The following is a 20,457-nucleotide window of genomic DNA, read 5'->3' as shown; positions in this document are numbered from 1 at the left end:
TGTATTGCGCGAATAAGCGTTCAAACGCGTTCTGCTGAATACTTTTTGAAGCAGAAGTTCGCTGCGTGACGTGCTCGTTTCGCGCTTTAAAGGAATCACCTTATTCCTAGACGGAGATAGGCCTTTGGCCCTACGATGCCGAAAGTTTGGTCGATGTCTTTTATTCGGGAAAGGCAGGAATGGATACCCTCACAGAGACGAACGCAGTCAAGCAAGATATACGGTCTAGGCTGCTGTACCTTAGGCAATGGCCTGATTTTTCCAGCGAATACGATGGATCGCGTGTTGGTGACTTGGCACGTATTTGTGCGCTCCTGTCGCGCAAACCTACGGTAGGCTTCTTGGTTTACCGTTCGGTCGATTTGCCAAGTTATGAAGTTGAGCCGATGCTTGAGCAATTGTTCGCGGCGCAATGTATTGGTCTTTTTCAGGTTGGGGCTTCTGTGTCGCCGCTGGAGGAGGATCTTGCTCAGGCCTCAGGTGCAGTTTCCGAGGCGGGTGCTGTGAGCTTGGCGCAAGAGGAAATCCCAGTAGAGCCTGAATCGACCAACAAAGCAGCATTGACTTCGGGAACACCGGTGCAGTCGTTTCTCAAAAAATTGTGGGGCAAGTTGCTGACGCATAAGCAGTAGTTTTGGTTCTTTGCGACTATTGGCATACATTTTGGGATAGATAAAAATATATTTTTTGCATTGCGATTGGGGTGAGACGCTTATGGATTGGAATATTGCTGTCTTGGGGTCTGTCGGGTCAGGGAAAACGACAGCTATTCGAACTATCAGTGATATCGATGTGGTGGACACCGATGTGGTGGCAACGGATGCGCAAACCATTGCCTTGAAAGAGACGACGACAGTGGCGATGGATATGGGGGTGATGGAGCTTGGCAATGGTGACAAGCTACGCTTGCATGGAGCGCCAGGGCAGGACCGCTTTGATTTCATGTGGGAAATCTTGCTTGAACAGGCCAAAGGAGTCGTTATCTTTGTTGACCATAGTCGTGCAGAGCGTTTGGCTGATCTCGGTGTGTACTTGCAAACCGTTAAGGTTAAACAGGCGGAGCAGGTACAACATGGATTTCCCGTTGTCATTGCCGTGACGCATGCAGAAGATGATGCGCAACGCGATCTGGCTGTTTACCAGCAATACTTCCAGCAGCAAAGTCTGTGCACCTGCAGTCTTTGCCAGCCACCCGTGCTGTGGTGTGACGCCCGCGAACCACGTGATGTTGCAGTGGTTTTGGTGGTGATGACTGCATTGCTGGAGTCTTTTCAATTGCATCCCGACTCCTTGCTTCACGAGAGAATGGCGTCTTTGGCTACTCAGGAGTAATGGTGTGGGTGCGTTATTGACGTTGCATGGGCTCAATGCATGGTATGGCCCTAAACAAGTTTTGTTTGATGTGAGTATGTCCTTGCCTTTGTATGGCTGTACTGCGCTTGTGGGGCCGTGTGGGACGGGCAAGTCAACCTTGTTGCAATGTGTCGATTCCTTCAGCCGCACATCGCAGACGCAGTTAAGTGATGGCGACTGGTTGGCGCGGCTAACTTCTTGGGATGTCACTGCGCCGATTTCGGTAGCAATAGCGCAGCAGAAGCAAATGCGTCCGGATGGGACTGTGCTGCAGTTCTTTTGCCAAGAGCAATTGAACTCGGCAGGTCAGGTCATGCAGTCACTACGAGAGCTGTTTAATGCGCTGCATATGGCTGATCTGTTGCCGTTACTGCTGCGGGAGGCTTCTGCTGTTTCAGACGGAGAGTGGGCGCTCTTCAATGTTTTGCGGGCGGCTTACCTGGGGCAAGCCATGGTGCTGCTCGATGAGCCTACCGCAGATTTGGATCAGGCGGAGGTGGTGCGTATGCAAGCATTGATCAAGATGCTTTCGCAAATACGCAGCGTAGTATTCATTACCCACCATTTGGGTCATGCGCGCGCATTGGCCGAACAGGTGGTCTTGATTGGCAATGGACGTGTCTTGGCGTCCCATCCTGCGACGCTTTTTTTTGATACTCCAAGTTCCGATGTTGTTCGCCATTTCTTGCAATTTGGCACGTTAGCCGAAGAGCGCAGTCAGGTTGTCCCTCGCGAGAGCGCGTGCACTAGTGATTTGTTTGCATCCGCGTTGGCAGAGTTGACTGCAGGGCGCATTCCTCGTGCAGGGGTATTGCATCCATTGCTGCCCTCTCGTTTCAGATGGGTGGTGGCAGATCGATTGGCGGGCGTATCAATTCCAGGGCTGCTCAACGATGCGCACCAAGACCTACAAGGTTTGCAAGGAGTCGGAATCGATACTCTTTTAAACCTGACGGAGGTCCCTTTTGATGGTGCACTGTTGGCGCAATATGGCATCAAAGGACTTTTTGTGCCTATTCCTGATATGGAGGCTCCCTCTGTCGAGCAGGCGCTTGGGCTTTGTGAATTGCTGGATGTGCAATTGGCACAGCAGGCGCACTTGGCTGTGCATTGCAAAGCTGGGCAAGGCCGGACAGGGACAGTGTTGGCGCTGTATTTGATGTGGCGCAGCAAAGGGGCTTGGACTGCTGCGCAAGCCATTGCTGCAATGCGCCGGATTGATTCAGGCTGGATTCAATCAGAAAGACAATTGCTGTTTCTTGGTGAATTCCAACAATTTATTGTGAATAATGTGACATTTACGGAATGAGCACAGGGATTGAAAATTCAATAGAATCTATGTGTGATTAAATTGCGTTAGTAACAAATTGTGCTTAGATTAGAAAGGTTCCACGATGTCACTCGATTCCAGCTTAGAGAAAGCCGTTGCCACTATTCCTGATTGCGTTGCCGCTGGTTACGTAGATCTTGAATCAGGAATGCTGCTGGCTATCAAGACAGTAGATTCGCATGCGCAAGAGGTCATCGATTTGCTTTCAGCTGCGACTGCCGACTTGTTCCAAGGTCCAAATGTGCAAGCCATTGAAAAGATTTTCCGCCGCGTGCGCGGTGTTCAGGAAGATGGTCGCCATTACTTTCAGGAAATTATCGTGAACAGTGACAATTTGCTGCACATTTTCTTGCGAGGAAAGAACCAAGCTCAGGTGGCTACGTTTGTATGCCGCAAAGGGGCGAATTTGGGCATGGTATTGACCAAATCGCGTATGGCCATGCCAGCGATTGAGAGTGCTCTCTAAATCATTCATTTGGTCGTTACATCGGCCCTTAAAACGATCGAATTCGCGTGACTGACACCATGCTGCCTCCTGCAGAACAATCGAAAGCCCGAAGCATTTTGCGTGAGTTGCGTGCAAGCTCTACACAAATTGAATTAGCGGCATGGGTTTCCTTTGATGGCTTTGTTTTGGCTTCCGCCACGGATGCCCATGTCAATGCTGATCGCATCGGGGCCATGTGCGCTTCATTATTGGCGCTTTCAAGACGTGCTGCCAAAGAGGTCGAGGTGGGGGAGCTACGGCAAGTCATTCTCGGGGGCAGCTCGGGAATCATGCTGCTGACAGAGGCTGGAGCAGGGCGTGCATTGACATTGTCTGCAGAAAGTGGCGCTAATTTGGGGCGTGTATTGCTGGATGCCAAAAAATCGTCGCAGCAGCTAGCTGGGCTGATGTTGTGACTTGACCACGATACAAGTATCTATTGTCAATATTGGGTAGGGAGTGTCTATTTCGACATGAACTTCAAATTACTGATGACGATACTTTTTCATACACTTGAGTTAGCATTCGCTTAAATCCTTGTGCGCAGGACCATGCCTCTTCCTCGAGGTATGTATTTTTGGCATTTCAATTCTCAGGTCTCGTCATGTTGCGTTTCTTTCTCGTTTTTCTTGCTTTGCAATTGGGACTTTTCGGTCTCAATATGCTGAACGTCGTTCAAGAGACGGTGGTGCTGCCGTGGACGGCATTGTTGGCCAAAATCTGTGCCTATTTGGTCACAACCTTTGATGCGACCGCTATGGCTGCCGGCAAGGTTTTATGGAATCCTTCCAATGGTTTTGGCGTATCGATTGAACCCGGTTGCAATGGTGTTGAGGCATGTATTGTGTTGTTCTCAGCAATCATGGCCTATCCATCGAGTTGGCGTGCAAAGGGCGCTGGAATTGTGATTGGCTTTTTTGCCATTCAGGCTGTCAATGTCGTTCGGGTCATTAGCCTGTTTTATCTTGGTCAGTGGAATGACACTGCTTTTAAATTCGCCCACGAATATCTCTGGCAAGCCTTGATCATGATTGATGTACTGATCGTGTGGTTGCTCTGGGTGCGCAGTATTCGAGGAGCGGACGACCATGGATCTGAGGATCCTCCAGAAGGCGGCGTGGGGCAATCTTCCAACGAACCTGCTGGAGAGTTGGCGCATGTCTGAAGTCTCTGTTAAGCCAGTAACGAAAGTGCCTCGATCCAGAGAAGTGAGTGTCCCCGTCTTTGCTGTGTCGGCGTTTGCCTGGATGGCGATCCTTGTGACGATTTGGATGTTTGTTAACCAGTGGACGTCTTATCCTGCAGGTGTCATAGCTGGAGCAGCCTTAGAAGTGGGGGCGCCAACTTGGATTCGTGAAACCAAGATGATTGGTTCGGCCGACGCTACGGAGGATGTCCCTGCTGGCCATTTGGAAGTGGATACCCGTGTTGATGTGCCCGTTCCTGGCTCAGGGGGGCATAGAGCGGAAATGGTGCTCGATGGTGATCCGTCTCGTTACGCGTATGGCCTGCCAATTTTCTTGGCGCTGTTGCTGGCTGCAAGACAGAAAAAAATGTTGGGCAAAGCCATAGCAGGCTACCTGCTGCTGTTGCCATTTCAAGCTTTTACACTGGCTTTCTTCATTCTGCTTCAAATTGTAGTGTCTACCAATATTGATTTGGCGCAGCTGCGTTTGAATGCATGGCAGGTTGAGGGAATTGTGTATGGATTTCAGTTTGGCACACTGGTTGTTCCGACGCTGTTACCGATACTGATCTGGTTGTGGCTTGACCGTCGGTTTTTCGTGGATGTCATTGCCAAGAGTGTCACGGCGCCTAAACGCAAATGAGTGCTGTGGTTGCACAAGGAATTCTGGCTTCATAACATTTCAGCGATTTTTCAATCGCAAGAAAAACTGTGTTACATTGAAAACATGCTTAGTTTTGTCCGCGCATACTTTTTTTGGTTTTACTTCTCTGTCCATGGCGGATGAGAGGGGATAGCCTGCAAGCGCAAAGCATCAACCGATACCAAACCGCCGAAGCCTCAAAAGCTCGGCGGTTTTTTTGTCTTTTTTGTTTTTTTAAACGTGAGGACCCAGATGAACGCGATCCAGACGAATCAGCAGCCCTATTGGCAAGACCCTGTCGAAAAAACCAGCCAGACAGATAACCAACGCATTCAGGATATTGCCGTGTTGCCACCGCCAGAACATTTGATTCGTTTTTTCCCGATCAAGGGCACGCGTACGGAACGCTTGGTGTTGGAGACACGCCAGCGCATTCGCTCCATCATGCATGGTCAAGATGACCGGTTGCTGGTGGTCATTGGGCCATGCAGCATCCATGATCCGGCCGCGGCACTCGAGTATGCTCGCAAGCTTAAAGTGCTAAGAGAACAATACAAAGACACGCTTGAAGTAGTGATGCGTGTGTACTTTGAAAAACCGCGTACCACGGTAGGTTGGAAGGGCTTGATTAATGATCCTTACATGGACCAAAGCTACCGCATTGATGAAGGCTTGCGCATTGCTCGCCAACTGCTGATTGATATCAATCGCATTGGCGTGCCTGCGGGTAGCGAGTTTCTGGATGTGATCTCTCCGCAGTACATTGGAGACTTGATCGCATGGGGGGCGATTGGGGCGCGGACCACAGAGAGCCAGGTGCACCGAGAGCTGGCGTCAGGCCTGTCATCCCCCATTGGCTTTAAAAATGGCACTGATGGCAATATCCGTATTGCTACGGACGCCATCATGTCCGCAGGGCGCTCGCACCACTTTTTATCGGTGCATAAAACAGGGCAGGTGGCCATCATCGTGACTGAAGGCAACGAGGATTGCCATGTGATCTTGCGCGGGGGTAAGACACCCAATTACCAAGCGGAGTTTGTGCAGGCTGCTTGCAGCGATTTAGAAAAAGCCAATTTACCCCCGAGCTTGATGGTGGACTGCTCGCACGCTAACAGCAGCAAAAAGCACGAGCTACAAAAAGCGGTTGCACAAGACATTGCAGATCAATTGGCGGCAGGTTCACACCAGATTTTTGGTGTGATGGTAGAGAGCCATTTGAAGGCAGGAGCACAAAAATTCTCGCCAGGAGTTGATGACCCGCAAGCGTTGGAATATGGAAAGAGCATCACCGATGCATGCGTTGGATGGGATGAGTCAGAGGATATTCTGGCCCTCCTGTCGCAGGCGGTGACAACACGCAGGCTTAAAAAATAAGACTGAAGTGGAGGCCTTACTGGCTCAGGTATGACGGAGTGCGCTTACGCTATTCTGCTAAATAGGCACTGGTTTTGTATCGCTTTCGGGTTGACGCTGGGGTGACTTGGCATCGGGAAAGTCGGCATGCACAAACCCGTGCAGATGCGATAAGCTTTATACGAGTTGCCTATGCATTTGATGCATAGGGTATGTGTAGTGATAAACAGTCCGTTCATATCCCTGACTAGTTGATGCTTGCAGGGCAAGGAGTCCATCAGTGCAAAATATCGTCGTCGTGCAGTTATCTGCTGATCAAGAGCTACAGTTGCTCGCGCATTCAAACCCCAGTCCACTAGAGGCTAGACAATGGCTGGATGAGCAATTTGTTGCGTTGGACTGTGAACCCTTACGCGCAAGTGGGAAAGTGTTGATTGCTGATAAGGTGCTGGCCATTGCGGCTACTGCGAGTTCGTCCTTGTGGGCTGATGAAGCATGGGCGCAGCAATTTGCTGCTTCGACCTTAGCTGCTTTTGGAAAGCCTGTGGTCAAAATTGACATACCAGCCATGTCGGTTAGCTTCTGATGAATGCTATGGGCTAAGAAAAAGGGCCTTCTTTTGAAGGCCCTTTTTAGTATGTTGCTGCACGGCACACAGATTAATGCTGCAGAATTTTATGCAGAAAATCTTTTGTGCGGGGCTGGCGAGCATCGGGATTGCCGAAGAATTCTTGTGTTGTGCAGTCTTCCAGAATTTTTCCGCCCACATCCATGAAAATCACGCGGCTGCCAACCTTGCGTGCGAACCCCATTTCATGGGTTACACACATCATGGTCATACCTTCGTTGGCCAAGCCGACCATGACATCCAGCACTTCACCCACCATTTCTGGGTCAAGCGCAGAGGTCGGCTCGTCAAACAACATCACAATCGGGTCCATGGACAGGGCGCGTGCAATCGCCACGCGTTGTTGTTGACCGCCTGAGAGCTGGCCGGGAAATTTGTCTTTGTGCGCCATCAGTCCCACGCGTTCAAGATATTTCAAGCCGTGCGCTTTGGCATCAGTGGCGTTACGGCCTAACACTTTCACTTGCGCAATGGTGAGGTTTTCGGTGACCGAAAGGTGAGGGAACAGCTCAAAGTGCTGAAACACCATGCCAACGCGGCTACGCAATTTGGGCAGGTTGGTGTTTTTGTCGTGTACTGCTACGCCATCAACCCAAATCTCGCCTTTTTGGAAGGGCTCCAGTGCATTGATGGTTTTAATTAAAGTGGACTTGCCTGAACCAGATGGGCCCGCCACAACAACGACTTCCCCTTTTTGAATAGTGGTGGTGCAGTTATTGAGCACTTGCACTTCACCATACCATTTGGAGACGTTTTTCAATTCAATCATGGTGCAGCACTCCTTTAACGAATGATGGCAATCTTTTTGTGCAGTCGTTTCACAAGGTACGACAGACTAAAGCAAATAACAAAATAAATCACAGCTGCGGCAATGTAGGCTTCAATTGGGCGACCGAAGTTTTTACCGGCAGTCTCGAAGCCCTTGAGCATGTCATAGGCGCCAATGGCATAGACCAAAGAGGTATCTTGGAACAGGATGATGGTTTGCGTCAGTAAGACGGGCAGCATGTTGCGAAAGGCTTGAGGCAAGATCACCAAGCGCATATTCTGCCCGTATGTCATCCCCACAGCCTGGCCCGCGAAGACTTGACCACGCGGGATGGATTGGATACCGGCGCGCATAATTTCGCTGAAGTAAGCGGCCTCAAAGGCAATGAAGGTGATGATGGCTGAAAACTCTGCACCCACAGATCTGCCAATGATTAAAGGAACCAGCAGGAAGAACCATAAGATCACCATCACCAGTGGAACACTACGCATGCCATTGACATAAATGGTCGCAGGAATTTCCAGCCATTTATTGCCAGACAGGCGCATCATGGCCAGCAAGGTTCCAAAAATGATGCCGCCGATCGTCGCGATGACGGTGAGGTAGATGCTGAAGTACAGCCCTTTGAGGACATAGTCTTGGATGATGCCCCAGTTGAAGAACGTCCAGTCTAGTGACATATCAGTGCCCCCCCCCTGCGCTGGCAATGAAGCCTGGAACGCGTGTACGCTTTTCAATGAAGGCCATGATGCGGTTGATCATCAGCGCTGAAATCATATAAAGCCCCGAGACCGCAAGGTAAATTTCCACGCCGCGTGACGTTTCTTCCTGTGCTTGCATGGCGAACATTGTCAATTCTGCGATGGAAACTGCAAACGCAACAGAAGAGTTCTTGAAAATGTTCATCGACTCGCTTGTCAATGGAGGGATGATGATCCGGTACGCCATGGGCAGCAGTACATAACGGTAGTACTGCGGAGTGGTGAATCCCAATGCCATGCCTGCATAGCGTTGGCCTTTTGGCAGTGCCTGAATGCCGGCTCGAACCTGTTCAGCAATACGTGCGGAGGTGAAAAAGCCTAGAGCAATGACCACTAGAACGAACCCTGAGACGCCGCGCATGACTGGGAACAGCGATGGAACAACGTGGTACCAAAGAAAAATTTGTACCAGCAACGGGATGTTGCGAAACAACTCCACCCACGCATTGCCTAAGCGAACCAGCCAAGGGCTGTTGGGCAAGGTTCTGATCGTGCCAATGATTGAACCAACGACCAAAGCCAAAATTAATGCCAGAACAGACACGGAGACAGTCCATCCCCATGCGGATAACATCCAATCGAGGTAGGTGACATCGCCACCTTTGCCAAAACAACCACTCGCTACTTCTCCGGTGATGTTGTCTTGGCAAAAAACTTGCCAGTCCCAATCCATTGTTTTCTCCTCACTACTGGAGTATTGGAATGATTAAAAAACGCTCCGTGGTTGGACATAGGGTCTGCCCATCGGAGCGTGTGTTGCTGCCGCGTGGCTAGAGACTTGTGAGTTTTATGTCACGGTGCCTCTATTTGCGGCTGACTCATCGGGAAGATTATTCCACTTTGTAATCTTCCATAGGCTTGTTGTTAGGATTTGCCCAAGCTTGTTTAGTGCTTTCCGACAATTCCAAGCCCACAGTCGTGTTGGCTGGTGGAATGGGTTTGAGGAACCATTTGTCCCACAGTGCCAACAGAGTGCCGTCTTTCATTTGGCGCTCAATGCTCTTGTCAACAGCAGCTTTGAATGCGTCATCATCTTTGCGCAGCATGCAGGCAATCGGTTCAACGTTGAGCACTTCGCCAACAATATGGTAGTCACCAGGATTGCGAGACTTGGAAATGTTGGCTGCCAAGATGGAGCCATCCATCACGAACACATCAGCGCGACCCGTTTCCAACAGCAAGAAGCTGTCAGCATGGTCTTTGCCCATGGTTTCTTTGAAGTTCACACCTTCAGCGCGTTTGTGCTTACGCAGTGTTTGCACCGAAGTGGTGCCTGTTGTCACAGCAACTGTTTTACCGTTCAGGTCAGCAACCGATTTGATGCCAGAGTCTTTCTTGGCAGCCATGCGCACTTCTTCCACGTAGGTGGTGTAAGCAAAGTCCACTTCTTTTTGACGCGCCAAGTTGTTTGTGGTGGAGCCACATTCCAGATCTACGGTGCCGTTAGTTACCAAAGGAATTCGGTTTTGGGAAGTGACAGGCTGGTACTTAATGGTAATCGTTTTGCCAGTGTCTTTCTCGAGGTCTTTGACAATGTTTTCTGCCATCTCGGTATGGAAACCAACATATTTGCCGTTACCCAATGTGTAGCCCAAGCCAGAGGACTCGCGTACACCCAGAGTGATTTCACCAGAATTGGCAATTTTTTCCAGCGTGTTCGATTGTGCAAAAGCTGCAGAGGCTGCAGCCAGCAAAGTAATGGCGAAAAGATGTTTTTTCATTGAATAACTCCTTGTATTTGTCGCTGCACCAAGATGGAACAAACCGTTTGTACACGATTTGCGCATGCTTGGCATTATGGCAAACGCTATTGGTTGATGGATCAATGGCTTGTTCTAGGGGGAACGAACTCGATAGAGCAAGTCAGCAGCACGATACACAACAACTGCTAGCGAATCGTTGTCGATCACGTGATTGCACTTGCACGCAAAACATGTGCCAATACTCCATTGGGCATGGCATGTCTTTGCTGGTGACATTGTCGCCCAAAAAAGGTGCGCAGTGACATTATGCAAAATGCAGCGATTAACCTTTTCGGTTGTTAGGGCACACATGCCTCTTTCGCCAGCATCCCGCGCATCTGCATCAAACCATGCAAACGGCAATAGTCGCCACCGTGGTGCATGTTCATTAGAATGCGGCGTTTGCTTGAACCTCTTGCGCTGAATCAGCGTCCTGCTTGTGACCTACGAAAAAGAAACCCGCCGCCGCCGCACCTTTGCCATCATCTCTCACCCTGATGCTGGTAAAACCACCCTGACAGAAAAACTATTGTTGTTCTCCGGTGCGATTCAGATCGCCGGAGCGGTCAAGGGCCGCAAAGCCAGTCGTCACGCTACTTCTGACTGGATGGAGATTGAGAAGCAACGTGGTATTTCGGTAGCCTCGTCTGTCATGCAGATGAGTTACCGCGACCATGTGGTCAATCTGCTTGACACCCCTGGCCACAAAGACTTTTCTGAAGATACCTACCGTGTGTTGACAGCGGTTGATTCGGCATTGATGGTGATCGATGCGGCCAATGGTGTGGAGTCTCAGACTCGTAGGCTGATTGAAGTGTGCCGCCAGCGTGATACACCCATCATTACCTTCGTCAACAAGATGGACCGTGAAGTGCGCGATCCGCTTGATATTTTGGATGAAGTCGAGCGTGAGCTGAAAATGCCATGCTGCCCTATCACCTGGCCGGTCGGGCAGGGTAAAAGTTTCGGTGGCATCATCAACATGCAGACCCAGAGCATGACCGTTTTTCAGGCCGGCAGCGATAAGCGTCCGCAGGATTTTGAGGTCATCCCCCTGAGTGAGGGCGACAAACTGCGTGCCCGTTTTGGCCGTGCCTTTGACGATGCACTCGAAAGCATGGAATTGGCGCAAGGCGCATCTGCAGAGTGGGATCACCAAGCCTTCTTAGAGGGCAAATTGACACCGGTGTTTTTTGGCTCTGGTGTCAATAATTTCGGGGTGATGGAAGTATTAGATGCGGTGGTGGATATGTCCCCTCCACCAGGCAAGCGCACCAGTCGCTTGATCGCCAAGAGCGGCGACGTCACAGAAACCACCATCCATCCAGAAGACAAAGCCTTTTCTGGCGTGGTGTTCAAAGTGCAGGCCAATATGGATGCCAACCACCGTGATCGCATTGCTTTTGTGCGTATCGCCTCAGGCAAATACATGCCCGGTATGAAGCTTAAAGTGCAGCGCACCACCAAGGAGCTCAGGCCAACCAGTGTGGTGACCTTCATGAGCCAGCGCCGCGAAGCAGTGGAAGAGGCATTTGCTGGCGACATCATTGGTTTCACCACCCATGGCGGCGTGCAATTGGGCGATACCATCACCGATGGCGCCAACCTGCAATTCACAGGCCTACCATTTTTTGCCCCAGAAATGTTCGCGACTGTCGTGCTGAAAAACCCGCTGCGCACCAAGCAGCTGCAACAAGGCCTGATGCAGTTGGGTGAGGAGGGCGCGATTCAGGTATTCAAGCCCGATGCGGGTGGCAATATGTTGCTGGGTGCTGTGGGGCAGCTGCAGTTCGAGGTTGTGCAGCACCGTTTGAAAACCGAGTACGACGCAGAGGTTCGCCTAGAGCCCAGTCAATACACCAGCGCCCGCTGGATCAGCGCCGAAACTCCGGATGAACTGCGCAAGTTCGAAATAGCGTATCCCCTGCGCATGGCGCATGATGCTGCGAACGCTTTGGCTTATATGTGCACTTCGCCTTATGACGTGCGATTGGCGCAAGAGCGTTTTCCAAAAATCACATTCCATCCGCTGCGTGAGCATGCAGGGTTGGAATTGCAGGCCGGTTAAGGCGAAAGAACAAGCATATGAGTCATCCTCCCCATCGCGCAAGCTATTTGGATTTGGAAAAAAAAACCAGCTCTGGGTTTTATGCTGAAAATTTGACAGGTGTGCGAGCATTGGCTGTGCTATGGGTTTTGGTGATGCACACTTGGGCGTTTTCACCTGTTAGTTTGGGCGTGAGTCTGCCTTGGTTTGATATGGAAATTGGTCTCACCCGCCTGGTTAGGTTTGGTGAATGGGGTGTGGATATTTTTTTTGTGTTGTCGGGATTTTTACTGACTATGCCGTGGATTCGGAATGGTCTAGAGCCACCAACAATTCATCAAAGTTTGGAGTTCTACAGAAGGCGATTGCTGCGCATTTTGCCTGCGTTTTACTTCGTCCTTTTGGTGTTGATATTCATGCGACTGTATGGCTTTGGGCCAGTGCCTACAGCCGCACAAGTTTTTCAGCATGCATTATTTATTAATCCTTGGCTGGGCAATATGCCTTTGCAGGGGGCATTTTGGTCTCTTCCCGTTGAGGCATATTTTTATCTGTTTTTACCGCTTATTTTGCTGCTGGCGATCCGAGTGCGATCCTTCTCCACGGTAATGTTAGGTTTGATTGTGGGGACTATTGCGTTCAGAGCTTTTGTGCTTTTTTCTCCTATGGTGGAGAACAAGGGTTTGTATCTTTTCTCATTTTTTGGACGTGTCGACCAGTTTGTTGTTGGATCATTGATGGCTTATATACATTTCAAGCGGCCTTTGTCTGCCCGACAGGGAACATATTTGCTGCTTGTGAGTATTGTATTGTTCCTTGCATTAATAGGCTTCATTGATCGCAGAGGGAATATGTTTGAGAATCGCGATTCGATTTATTTTGTGCATCAGACTATAGTTGCCTTTGTTACAGGCTTGCTCATTTATGCGGCCAGTTCGCCTAGTAAACTGGCTAAGCTACTCTTCGGTAATGCATGGATGGCATTTATTGGTACGATCAGCTACAGTGTTTATTTGTGGCACACCGTTGTATTGGATTTATTTATGCAAACCAATACTGTCACAGGTCCAACCAGTGCGGAGAAATCATGGGCCATCTTTGTTTATACATGGCCGGCGATTTTTGTTATATCGACTTTGTCGTATTTTTTGATTGAACGATATTTCCTTCAGGTTCGACATGCAACAGTGGCAACTGCTGATTCGACTGTTCAGAAACATCCTCTGCGATTTTTGGCCTTTTGTGCGTTGGGACTTTGTTTGGTCGCTGCGTATGCACGACAGGCACAGAAAATTGTATTTTAACGATGAAATATTTTTCTTGGCTGAAGGGGTTTTGGTGAAGATATCTCAATTCATGTTTGAATTTTGGGTCATCGCATCATTTTGCTAAAGATCATTCGTGACGCTGGGTTATAAATATTTTGATTGGCGAATCACTAAATAGTATTTAGTGCTTATTGAATGGGTTGTGAGAAAAATTCCTTGAATTTAAATTAATAAAATCTAATGATTAAAGAATCTTTTCGAATTCCTCATCATAATAATTTTGACTTCCTTCGGATTGTTGCGGCATTTACAGTTTTATATAGTCACCACTTTTCTTTGACAGGTCAGATGGAGCCGTCATTTATAGGCTTGCATAGTCTTGGTGGGCTCGCTGTTTTAGTGTTTTTTGTGATAAGTGGTTATTTGGTTTCAATGAGTTGGTACAACGATCCAAATGTTGTTCGTTTTGCTTGGCGACGTGTGTTGCGCATCTGGCCTGCTTTAACCGTTGTTGTGGTTTTTGTTGCATACGGCTTGGGGCCTGTGGTTAGTAGCTTACCTGTGGCAGAGTACCTAACTCATCGTGCGACGTTTGATTATTTGAACACCTTGCTCATGAAGGTGCATTACGTTTTGCCGGGTGTTTTTGAGAATAATCCGTATGCACGTGGCGTGAATGGATCGTTATGGACTATCCCACTGGAAGTTCGCTGCTATGTATACTTGGGTATTGCCGGGATATTCGGTTTATTACGCAAAAGAAGCATATTTTTTGTGCTGATTCTTGCTTATATGGTGTGGTTCGTTTCACGTAGTAGTGCCGATTTATACGGGCGGGTTGATTATGGACGTGAGTTGAGCGCCTTTTTTTTAGCGGGCTCATGTTTGTTTTTGCTAAAAAAATATTGGGAGCGCAATCCGGTCGCGTGGTTTGCTGTATCCACTTGTACTGCCGGTGTACTGTGGTTTTTTGGGTGGCGGTATCTTGCCTGTTGGGTATTGCTGCCTTTGCTTGTCATCTGGTTTGGCACACGCAGTTTCCCCTTAATCAATCGAATTGGGCGTTGGGGTGATCCATCTTACGGTATCTATCTGTTCGCGTTCCCTGTTCAACAAACGGTGATTTTTTATCTGTGGCCTGAATGGGGATTCTGGTCCTCTATGGCACTCGCGAGTGTGATCACGGTTGTTTTGGCTTACGCCTCTTGGCATTTTATTGAGAAGCAAGCGTTGCGCTTTAAACCAGCCAAAGACGCATCGTTGATCACAAGCCTGGCAAAGGTGCGCTCGTTTTCTGGACGTGGTATTCAGTGGGATGGCTGGGTGCTGTGGCCTGCTGTTTGCTGCGTAGTAGGGCTTCGCCGCATTGCTCAAGGGTTTGATGGGCCGGTCTCATATGATGCCGTGCATACTTATTTGCCTGCTGCGCGAAGTTTCCTTGAAAACGGCTGGTCTTTTCTGTTGACGGAGGAAAGCTATCGTGTCGTGCCTTTGGCGTATCTATGGCCAGCTCTTTGGCAAGCGGAGCCGACCTTGATTCGGCTGGCTCATTGCGGTGTTTGGATTGCATGCGTTTTTTTGTTGTGGAGCACCGCAAGAAAGTTAGGTGGAGTGGTTGCAGGGATGTTGGCGACTCTGCTGCTAACCAGCCATCGTGATTTATTACAGTATTTCCCAACAGAATTGACTGAGCCTCTTTTCCTATTTGGAATATTCGCTTGGTTTTTTGGACTCGCGCGAATTTGGATTGATGGGGCCCAATCGCGATGGGTGGTTGCATGGACTGGATTGGCGTTAACTGTGACTTTGCTGTCGCGGCCTGTATTGCAATTAATGGCTCCCTTAGCTTTGCTCTTATGTTTGTTGCTGTTACTGATTCAGCGAAATAAAAATAACCGTTATATTGATTCAACCGCGTTAGCGGTGACCAGTTGGAGTTTATTGATTGGTTTAATGATCCCAATCATGCTAGTGCTCAAGAACGGCTTAACATTTGGCCTGTGGGGTTTGGGAACAGGCTCTGGAGTTGGGCTTTACCTTGGCACACACCCGTTGTTTCAAGGTGCAGAACCTGTTTATTTAGGATTTGATTTTGATGTCGGCATGATTGGCGTTGGCGTTGCTGGAGCGGCCGCAGGCGACCAACTTACTTTGGTTTCAGATCCCATTGTCCGCGCGGCAGGAGTTTGGCACATCACCCACATGGTCGAGCCTGTGCAGTTTTTCTTGCGTAAGACCTGGTGGCTGCTTGCGCATCATCCATTTGCTGTTGATGCGCTAGGCAGTGCTTTGCGTAAAGTGCGGTTGTTTGAGTTGTGTACTCTCTTGACGGCATTGGCGCTTATGGCTTGGTACCAATGGCGCCGTACGCCAGCGCTGGAGAACAATCCACTTCTTGAGGCGAATCGATTTAAACGAGGCCTATTTTTCTTCTTGCTCTTGGTGGGCTTTATAGGCATGTTCGTTCAGTTGCTTCCGATTCTTTATAACAATCGTTACAGCTCAGCTATATTGGATCCTTGGCTGATCCTTTTGACGGCTTATGCATTCAGTTACTTGGCGCGCCCGTTGCGCTTCGTTGTTAACAGGCAAGAGTTTGGAATTCGTGCAGAAAGAGGACAGGCACTTGTTAGTGCATTAGCCGTGGTGTTATTGCCTGTGATTGTGGCAATCGTTTTATTCAATCAGGCGCGTCGTTTCGACATGGTCTATATTGACAACCCAAGTGTGACCGATGAAATTGTGGCGCTGCCAACAATATCCACACATGGGTTAGAGCCGCATGCGGAAAATACATGGGAGTCAACAGCCGTGCCTGCTATGGTCGGGATTGAGGTCGATTCAGACGACTTAGCCGCTCTTAAGAATAGGTCGCCGTTCAATGCGCTCTGGTCTTTTAGCTACACACTTAAATTACCTGCAGGCAAGCGCTGTGCGGCTGAGATTGCTTGGCAAAAATCAAATGGCGAGATTGTGTTGCCTTCCTATCGCTTGCCTTTGGTGGCCAGTAATACTCGGCAAACAGCATATATTCATGCCAATGGTGCTTTGCGCCCACACGAGCCAGGTCGTTTACGTGTGGTGATGCATTGCCCTTACAAGACACAGTTGCAGTGGCATGGAGCTCAATTACTGGAGAGCACACATGCGCAATTCGTAGCAGCAGAACTCAAAAGACTCAGAGAGGCGCCGTGAATAAGCTTTGCATTGTTCTCAAAATTTGCCCGCTTCATCGGTGAAACATGATTGATATGCAAAGCATGGCATGTTCAGTTGTTTGGCGGTGTTAGCTTGGTACTTCAGTAAGACCTGTAAGAGCTGCTCTAACTCGCAAGAAGCATTTTCTTGCTCTTTCAAGTCAAATGAGAACTTAATCTATTTGGGGCATTGCCAGCATCCGTGCCACATAGCGTGCAATCACATCAATTTCCAAATTGACGTGGCTGCCAACGCGTAAGTGCTTGAAGGTGGTGTGTTCTACGGTATGAGCGATGAGGTTGATGCTGAATTCGCAGCTATCGGTTAAATCAGTGACGGCGTTGACCGTCAGGCTCACGCCTTGCACTGTGATGGAGCCTTTGTAGGCGAGGTACTGCGCCAGTGCTTTCGGGGCTTGAATGCGCAGCTCATGGCTTTCTCCGACAGGGGAAAAGTGGCTGACGGTACCAATGCCGTCAACGTGACCTGAGACGATATGGCCGCCTAAGCGGTCAGCCGCGCGCAGTGCTTTTTCTAAATTCACTTGCTGGAGCTGGTCTAAGCCGGTGGTGAGCCGCAGCGACTCGGCAGAGATTTCAATGGTGAAGGCGCTGTTGTCGAGGCTGAGTGCGGTGACGGTCATGCAGGCGCCGTTCAGTGCAATGCTGTCGCCAAGTGCCACATCATCTAGGTATCCTTCTGGAGTTTGAATGGTTAGGCGTTTGCCATGCGCAGCGCTGGTGCCCAAGTTTTCAATGTGTGTGATCTGGCCAATGGCGGTGATGATGCCGGTGAACATGCCGTTTCCCTTTTGTGGTTTAGCTTAAGACTACAGAGGCTGTCCATGATAGGCCGCAATCCATGGCCTTGTGAAACAATGCATGCATTGCATGCGGTATGCAGAGGTAAAAGCGCAAAGGAGTTGCTGTGGGTAAAAGACGGTGGTGGCTAGGCTTGGTGGTGCTAGTGGCTTTAGCTTACGCCGTGAGCAGCTGGTGGTTGGGGCGCGAAATTGAGATGCAGTGGCGCTCAGGGCATGCGCAGCTGCGTGAACGGATGGGCTTGCCCTTGGAGTTGCAAAGCTACCAGCGTGGCTGGTTCAGTGCAGTTGCAACAAGCCAGGTGCGATGGGATGATGCATTGAATGCTCCGGTCATGGTTGTGCAACATCGTATCGATCATGGTCCACTGCTGGGGCTGCGCATCGGTGTTGTCGCTGTGCATAGCGAGGCGGCGTTTATGTTGCCCAATGCGGTGAGAGATAGATCTGTTTCAGAAGCAATACCACCGCTGAATGGGAGGGCACTTTTGCATTTTGATCGCAGCGGCAGCTGGGAAATACGAGGCGATGCATTTCATCTCCAAGATGGCGATGGCGGTCAATGGGATATTGCCCCGCTGCGGTGGGATTTTCAATTTGCAGCAGCCATGCATAGCGTGACCTCTAACCTTGGGTGGGAGGGGCTGCAGTGGAAAAATTCAGAGGGCAGTTCCCTGCAGATTGGGGAAGTGACAGCCCGTGACGAATACCATGTGCCTACAGACATGCAGCATGTGTATGAAGGCCAAAGCCGTTATGCGGTGTCGCAACTCGATGTGGTCAATGTGTTTGCCGATGGTGTGCCGTTGGCCGACAGAAAACCCTATACATGGCGGGCATCGGACCTGGAGTGGACATTGGATACGGCTGTAAAAAATGCATTTTTAGACATCAAGAGCGCGCTTTCGGCCCCCTCTTTGCGGATGGATGAGCAAGAGGCTGGGCCCGCGCAGGTGGCGGTGTCATTGCGACAAATCCATACCTCAACAGTTGAAGCGGTTTGGCCCATGTTGCCTGCTTTGGTGCGAGAAGGGCGTGTTTCCCTTGCCGCAGATGCAGGTGTGACACTCGCACAATTACAACAGGCGCAGAGTCAGGTGGCGTTGTTGTTTCAGCAGGGCTTGCGCGTGGAAGTGGATCGTTTCAGTTTCCGTACGCCAGAAGGTGTGGTGGAGGTCGATGCACAACTTGATGCACCAACTCTGAATGCGACAGATGTGGCCTTTTTCCCTATGAGTTTGGCCTCCAAGCTCAATGCCCAAGTGCATGTGCGTATGCCAGAGTCCAGTCTTGCGGCATGGTTAGGCCCGCAGGCCGCGACATTACACATTGCGCAGGGCTTGCTCGCTCGCGATGGTTCAGACGTGCAAGCGACGCTGCAGTACCGTGGGGGCTACAGCACCATCAATGGCTTGCCCGTTGATCTGATGGGGTTGCTGCCCTAGCGGGCTTTCCGCGGAAGGTGTGATTGGCCTTGGCTGCTGTGCATCAACCTTTTTTGCAACGCAGCACCAACAGGGCCAATCCACCGGCAACCAACCCCCAAAAAGCAGAACCCACACCTGCCAGTGTTAAGCCTGATGCTGTGACCAGAAATGCAATCAGTGCAGGTTCGCGGCTTCTTTCATCGTTCAAGGCGGTCAGTAGGCTGCTGGCAATGGTGCCCAGCAAGGCAATCCCTGCGATGGCCATGATCAGCTCCTTGGGAAAGGCTGCAAACAAAGCGACTACGGCTGCGCCCATTAATCCGGCCAACAGATAAAACACACCAGCAGCCATGGCTGCAATGTATCGGCGTTTTGGGTCTTCGTGCGCTTCGCGTCCCATGCAAATGGCCGCAGTAATGGCGGCTAGGTTCAAGGCATAGCCACCAAAAGGGGCCAGCACCATATTCACAACCCCAATAAAGCCAATGACGGGGGAGACAGGCAGGGCATAGCCTGAGCCTTTGGCGACGACAACTCCCGGGATGTTCTGTGAGGCCATGGTCACGATGAATAGTGGCAACGCAATGCTGAAAAAAGCGCTGATTGACAGACTGGGGGCAGTCAAAATAGGCTGCGGCCAAGCCCACTGAATGTCCTCTGTGTGCAGCATGCCTGCAGTTGCCGCAATCGCAATGCCGATGGCGAGAGTGGCAATCACAGCGTAACGGGTAAACCAAACGCGCCCAGCTAAATAGGTTGCCAACATGGCAGTAACCATCCAAGGTTGGGTTTGAATGGCGCCAAACGCATCCATGCCAAATCGCAACAAAACACCCGCAAGCATGCCAGAGGCCAAGGCCATGGGAATGCGGCTCATGGCTTTCTCGAACCATCCGGTAAAGCCGCACAGAATGATCAGCGCAGCAGAAACCATGAACGCACCGATTACTTCGGACATGGGCAAGCCCAAGGCACTACCTGCCAGCATCGCTGCTCCTGGTGTGGACCATGCGGTCACGACGGGAATGCGTAACCACAGGGAGGGCACAAAGCAAGTAATCCCCATGCCAATACCCAAAGCCCACATCCATGACGCAATTTCAGCTTGATTGGCTCCCAATGCCTGTGCAGCCTGGAAAACAATGGCTGCAGAACTGGTATACCCAACCAGCACTGTAATAAAGCCAGCAATAACGGCGGAGAGCGAGAAGTCCCGCAGAATGGATGGGCTTGCAAGGGGCGATGAAACCATACGAAGCAATGCAGTGAATGCCAAAGAAAGAGGGGGGTGACGACATCAGGCGATGCCAAGAGTCAAGCGGGGCCTGTTGTGATGTTTGCTTATCGTACGCTGGCTTTTGCCCTGCAAAGTCCTAACACCTTGCTACAAAGCAAAAAGCAGCACTTTCGGTGCTGCTTTTGAAGTATTGCAACGTAATGGC

The 20,457-nt window shown here is 50.2% G+C and carries 19 protein-coding genes; 13 read left to right on the top strand and 6 right to left on the bottom strand.

Features of this window, described 5'->3' with window-relative positions; genetic code table 11:
- Positions 1 to 179 precede the first annotated feature (179 nt).
- The 9 genes from E9531_RS05655 (at position 180) to E9531_RS05615 (ending at position 6,941) form a co-directional block, all read left to right on the top strand.
- On the top strand, positions 180 to 632 hold the full coding sequence (locus E9531_RS05655; RefSeq protein WP_136572780.1) for a hypothetical protein: 453 nt from the start codon (positions 180 to 182) through the stop codon (positions 630 to 632).
- A gap of 82 nt (positions 633 to 714) precedes the next feature.
- Positions 715 to 1,332, top strand: a complete 618-nt coding sequence (locus tag E9531_RS05650) for a GTP-binding protein (protein ID WP_136572779.1) — start codon at positions 715 to 717, stop codon at positions 1,330 to 1,332.
- Between the two features lie 4 nt (positions 1,333 to 1,336).
- Positions 1,337 to 2,662: a phosphatase domain-containing putative toxin gene (locus E9531_RS05645; RefSeq protein WP_136572778.1), complete on the top strand. Its 1,326-nt coding sequence runs from the start codon at positions 1,337 to 1,339 to the stop codon at positions 2,660 to 2,662.
- Positions 2,663 to 2,747: 85 nt separating this feature from the next.
- Positions 2,748 to 3,149: a hypothetical protein gene (locus tag E9531_RS05640; RefSeq protein ID WP_136572777.1), complete on the top strand. Its 402-nt coding sequence runs from the start codon at positions 2,748 to 2,750 to the stop codon at positions 3,147 to 3,149.
- Between the two features lie 47 nt (positions 3,150 to 3,196).
- Positions 3,197 to 3,586, top strand: coding sequence for a roadblock/LC7 domain-containing protein (locus E9531_RS05635; protein WP_244610001.1), 390 nt, complete (start codon positions 3,197 to 3,199; stop codon positions 3,584 to 3,586).
- A 188-nt stretch (positions 3,587 to 3,774) separates the two neighbouring features.
- Positions 3,775 to 4,335 carry an exosortase H gene (gene xrtH, locus E9531_RS05630; protein WP_136572776.1) on the top strand — a complete coding sequence of 187 codons (561 nt, stop codon included), beginning with the start codon at positions 3,775 to 3,777 and terminating at the stop codon, positions 4,333 to 4,335.
- Positions 4,328 to 4,999, top strand: a complete 672-nt coding sequence (locus tag E9531_RS05625) for an exosortase H-associated membrane protein (protein WP_244610000.1) — start codon at positions 4,328 to 4,330, stop codon at positions 4,997 to 4,999. The genes xrtH and E9531_RS05625 overlap by 8 nt, the downstream gene beginning before the upstream one ends.
- A 252-nt stretch (positions 5,000 to 5,251) precedes the next feature.
- Entirely contained in the window at positions 5,252 to 6,376 is a 1,125-nt protein-coding gene (locus E9531_RS05620; protein ID WP_136572775.1) for a 3-deoxy-7-phosphoheptulonate synthase, read from the top strand.
- 259 nt (positions 6,377 to 6,635) lie between these two features.
- The gene (locus tag E9531_RS05615; protein WP_136572774.1) at positions 6,636 to 6,941 is read left to right on the top strand and encodes a hypothetical protein; all 306 of its coding nucleotides are present in this window, start codon (positions 6,636 to 6,638) and stop codon (positions 6,939 to 6,941) included.
- A 73-nt stretch (positions 6,942 to 7,014) separates the two neighbouring features.
- Here the strand turns inward: E9531_RS05615 and E9531_RS05610 are convergent, their stop codons facing one another.
- The 4 genes from E9531_RS05610 to E9531_RS05595 all read right to left on the bottom strand — a co-directional run bounded on the left by E9531_RS05610 (position 7,015) and on the right by E9531_RS05595 (position 10,234).
- Positions 7,015 to 7,752, bottom strand: a complete 738-nt coding sequence (locus tag E9531_RS05610; protein ID WP_136572773.1) for an amino acid ABC transporter ATP-binding protein — start codon at positions 7,750 to 7,752, stop codon at positions 7,015 to 7,017.
- A gap of 14 nt (positions 7,753 to 7,766) precedes the next feature.
- A complete protein-coding gene (locus tag E9531_RS05605; protein WP_136572772.1) occupies positions 7,767 to 8,432 on the bottom strand; it encodes an amino acid ABC transporter permease in 666 nt (221 codons plus the stop codon).
- Between the two features lies 1 nt (position 8,433).
- A complete protein-coding gene (locus tag E9531_RS05600) occupies positions 8,434 to 9,186 on the bottom strand; it encodes an amino acid ABC transporter permease (protein WP_136572771.1) in 753 nt (250 codons plus the stop codon).
- A 157-nt stretch (positions 9,187 to 9,343) separates the two neighbouring features.
- A complete protein-coding gene (locus tag E9531_RS05595) occupies positions 9,344 to 10,234 on the bottom strand; it encodes an amino acid ABC transporter substrate-binding protein (RefSeq protein ID WP_136572770.1) in 891 nt (296 codons plus the stop codon).
- Between the two features lie 460 nt (positions 10,235 to 10,694).
- Between E9531_RS05595 and E9531_RS05590 the strand changes: the two genes are divergently transcribed.
- The 3 genes from E9531_RS05590 (at position 10,695) to E9531_RS05580 (ending at position 16,765) form a co-directional block, all read left to right on the top strand.
- Positions 10,695 to 12,323: a peptide chain release factor 3 gene (locus tag E9531_RS05590; protein ID WP_136572769.1), complete on the top strand. Its 1,629-nt coding sequence runs from the start codon at positions 10,695 to 10,697 to the stop codon at positions 12,321 to 12,323.
- A gap of 17 nt (positions 12,324 to 12,340) precedes the next feature.
- Positions 12,341 to 13,606 carry an acyltransferase family protein gene (locus E9531_RS05585; protein ID WP_136572768.1) on the top strand — a complete coding sequence of 422 codons (1,266 nt, stop codon included), beginning with the start codon at positions 12,341 to 12,343 and terminating at the stop codon, positions 13,604 to 13,606.
- Between the two features lie 204 nt (positions 13,607 to 13,810).
- The gene (locus E9531_RS05580; RefSeq protein ID WP_136572767.1) at positions 13,811 to 16,765 is read left to right on the top strand and encodes an acyltransferase family protein; all 2,955 of its coding nucleotides are present in this window, start codon (positions 13,811 to 13,813) and stop codon (positions 16,763 to 16,765) included.
- A 175-nt stretch (positions 16,766 to 16,940) separates the two neighbouring features.
- On the opposite strand, the gene E9531_RS05575 is transcribed toward E9531_RS05580, so the two are convergent.
- Positions 16,941 to 17,567 (bottom strand): riboflavin synthase, encoded by a 627-nt coding sequence (locus E9531_RS05575; protein WP_136572766.1) that lies wholly within the window; start codon positions 17,565 to 17,567, stop codon positions 16,941 to 16,943.
- A 128-nt stretch (positions 17,568 to 17,695) separates the two neighbouring features.
- Between E9531_RS05575 and E9531_RS05570 the strand changes: the two genes are divergently transcribed.
- Positions 17,696 to 19,033: a DUF945 family protein gene (locus E9531_RS05570; protein ID WP_136572765.1), complete on the top strand. Its 1,338-nt coding sequence runs from the start codon at positions 17,696 to 17,698 to the stop codon at positions 19,031 to 19,033.
- Positions 19,034 to 19,076: 43 nt separating this feature from the next.
- Here E9531_RS05570 and E9531_RS05565 read toward each other — a convergent pair whose 3' ends face one another.
- The gene (locus E9531_RS05565) at positions 19,077 to 20,267 is read right to left on the bottom strand and encodes a benzoate/H(+) symporter BenE family transporter (protein WP_136572764.1); all 1,191 of its coding nucleotides are present in this window, start codon (positions 20,265 to 20,267) and stop codon (positions 19,077 to 19,079) included.
- Positions 20,268 to 20,457: the final 190 nt, after the last annotated feature.

It is taken from the genome of Lampropedia puyangensis (assembly GCF_004833285.1).
Classification (GTDB): domain Bacteria; phylum Pseudomonadota; class Gammaproteobacteria; order Burkholderiales; family Burkholderiaceae_C; genus Lampropedia; species Lampropedia puyangensis.
The sequence above is the reverse complement of the archived record's forward strand: the minus strand, read 5'-3'. Positions and strand labels throughout refer to the sequence as shown.

Excerpts from the sequence above, each read along its gene's own strand:
- E9531_RS05600 (WP_136572771.1), bottom strand. The coding sequence starts at position 9,186 with ATGGATTGGGACTGGCAAGTTTTTTGCCAAGACAACATCACCGGAGAA.
- E9531_RS05580 (WP_136572767.1), top strand. The coding sequence starts at position 13,811 with ATGATTAAAGAATCTTTTCGAATTCCTCATCATAATAATTTTGACTTC.
- E9531_RS05640 (WP_136572777.1), top strand. The coding sequence starts at position 2,748 with ATGTCACTCGATTCCAGCTTAGAGAAAGCCGTTGCCACTATTCCTGAT.
- E9531_RS05585 (WP_136572768.1), top strand. The coding sequence starts at position 12,341 with ATGAGTCATCCTCCCCATCGCGCAAGCTATTTGGATTTGGAAAAAAAA.
- E9531_RS05610 (WP_136572773.1), bottom strand. The coding sequence starts at position 7,752 with ATGATTGAATTGAAAAACGTCTCCAAATGGTATGGTGAAGTGCAAGTG.
- E9531_RS05655 (WP_136572780.1), top strand. The coding sequence starts at position 180 with ATGGATACCCTCACAGAGACGAACGCAGTCAAGCAAGATATACGGTCT.
- E9531_RS05575 (WP_136572766.1), bottom strand. The coding sequence starts at position 17,567 with ATGTTCACCGGCATCATCACCGCCATTGGCCAGATCACACACATTGAA.
- xrtH (WP_136572776.1), top strand. The coding sequence starts at position 3,775 with ATGTTGCGTTTCTTTCTCGTTTTTCTTGCTTTGCAATTGGGACTTTTC.
- E9531_RS05595 (WP_136572770.1), bottom strand. The coding sequence starts at position 10,234 with ATGAAAAAACATCTTTTCGCCATTACTTTGCTGGCTGCAGCCTCTGCA.
- E9531_RS05625 (WP_244610000.1), top strand. The coding sequence starts at position 4,328 with ATGTCTGAAGTCTCTGTTAAGCCAGTAACGAAAGTGCCTCGATCCAGA.
- E9531_RS05605 (WP_136572772.1), bottom strand. The coding sequence starts at position 8,432 with ATGTCACTAGACTGGACGTTCTTCAACTGGGGCATCATCCAAGACTAT.
- E9531_RS05620 (WP_136572775.1), top strand. The coding sequence starts at position 5,252 with ATGAACGCGATCCAGACGAATCAGCAGCCCTATTGGCAAGACCCTGTC.
- E9531_RS05565 (WP_136572764.1), bottom strand. The coding sequence starts at position 20,267 with ATGGTTTCATCGCCCCTTGCAAGCCCATCCATTCTGCGGGACTTCTCG.
- E9531_RS05650 (WP_136572779.1), top strand. The coding sequence starts at position 715 with ATGGATTGGAATATTGCTGTCTTGGGGTCTGTCGGGTCAGGGAAAACG.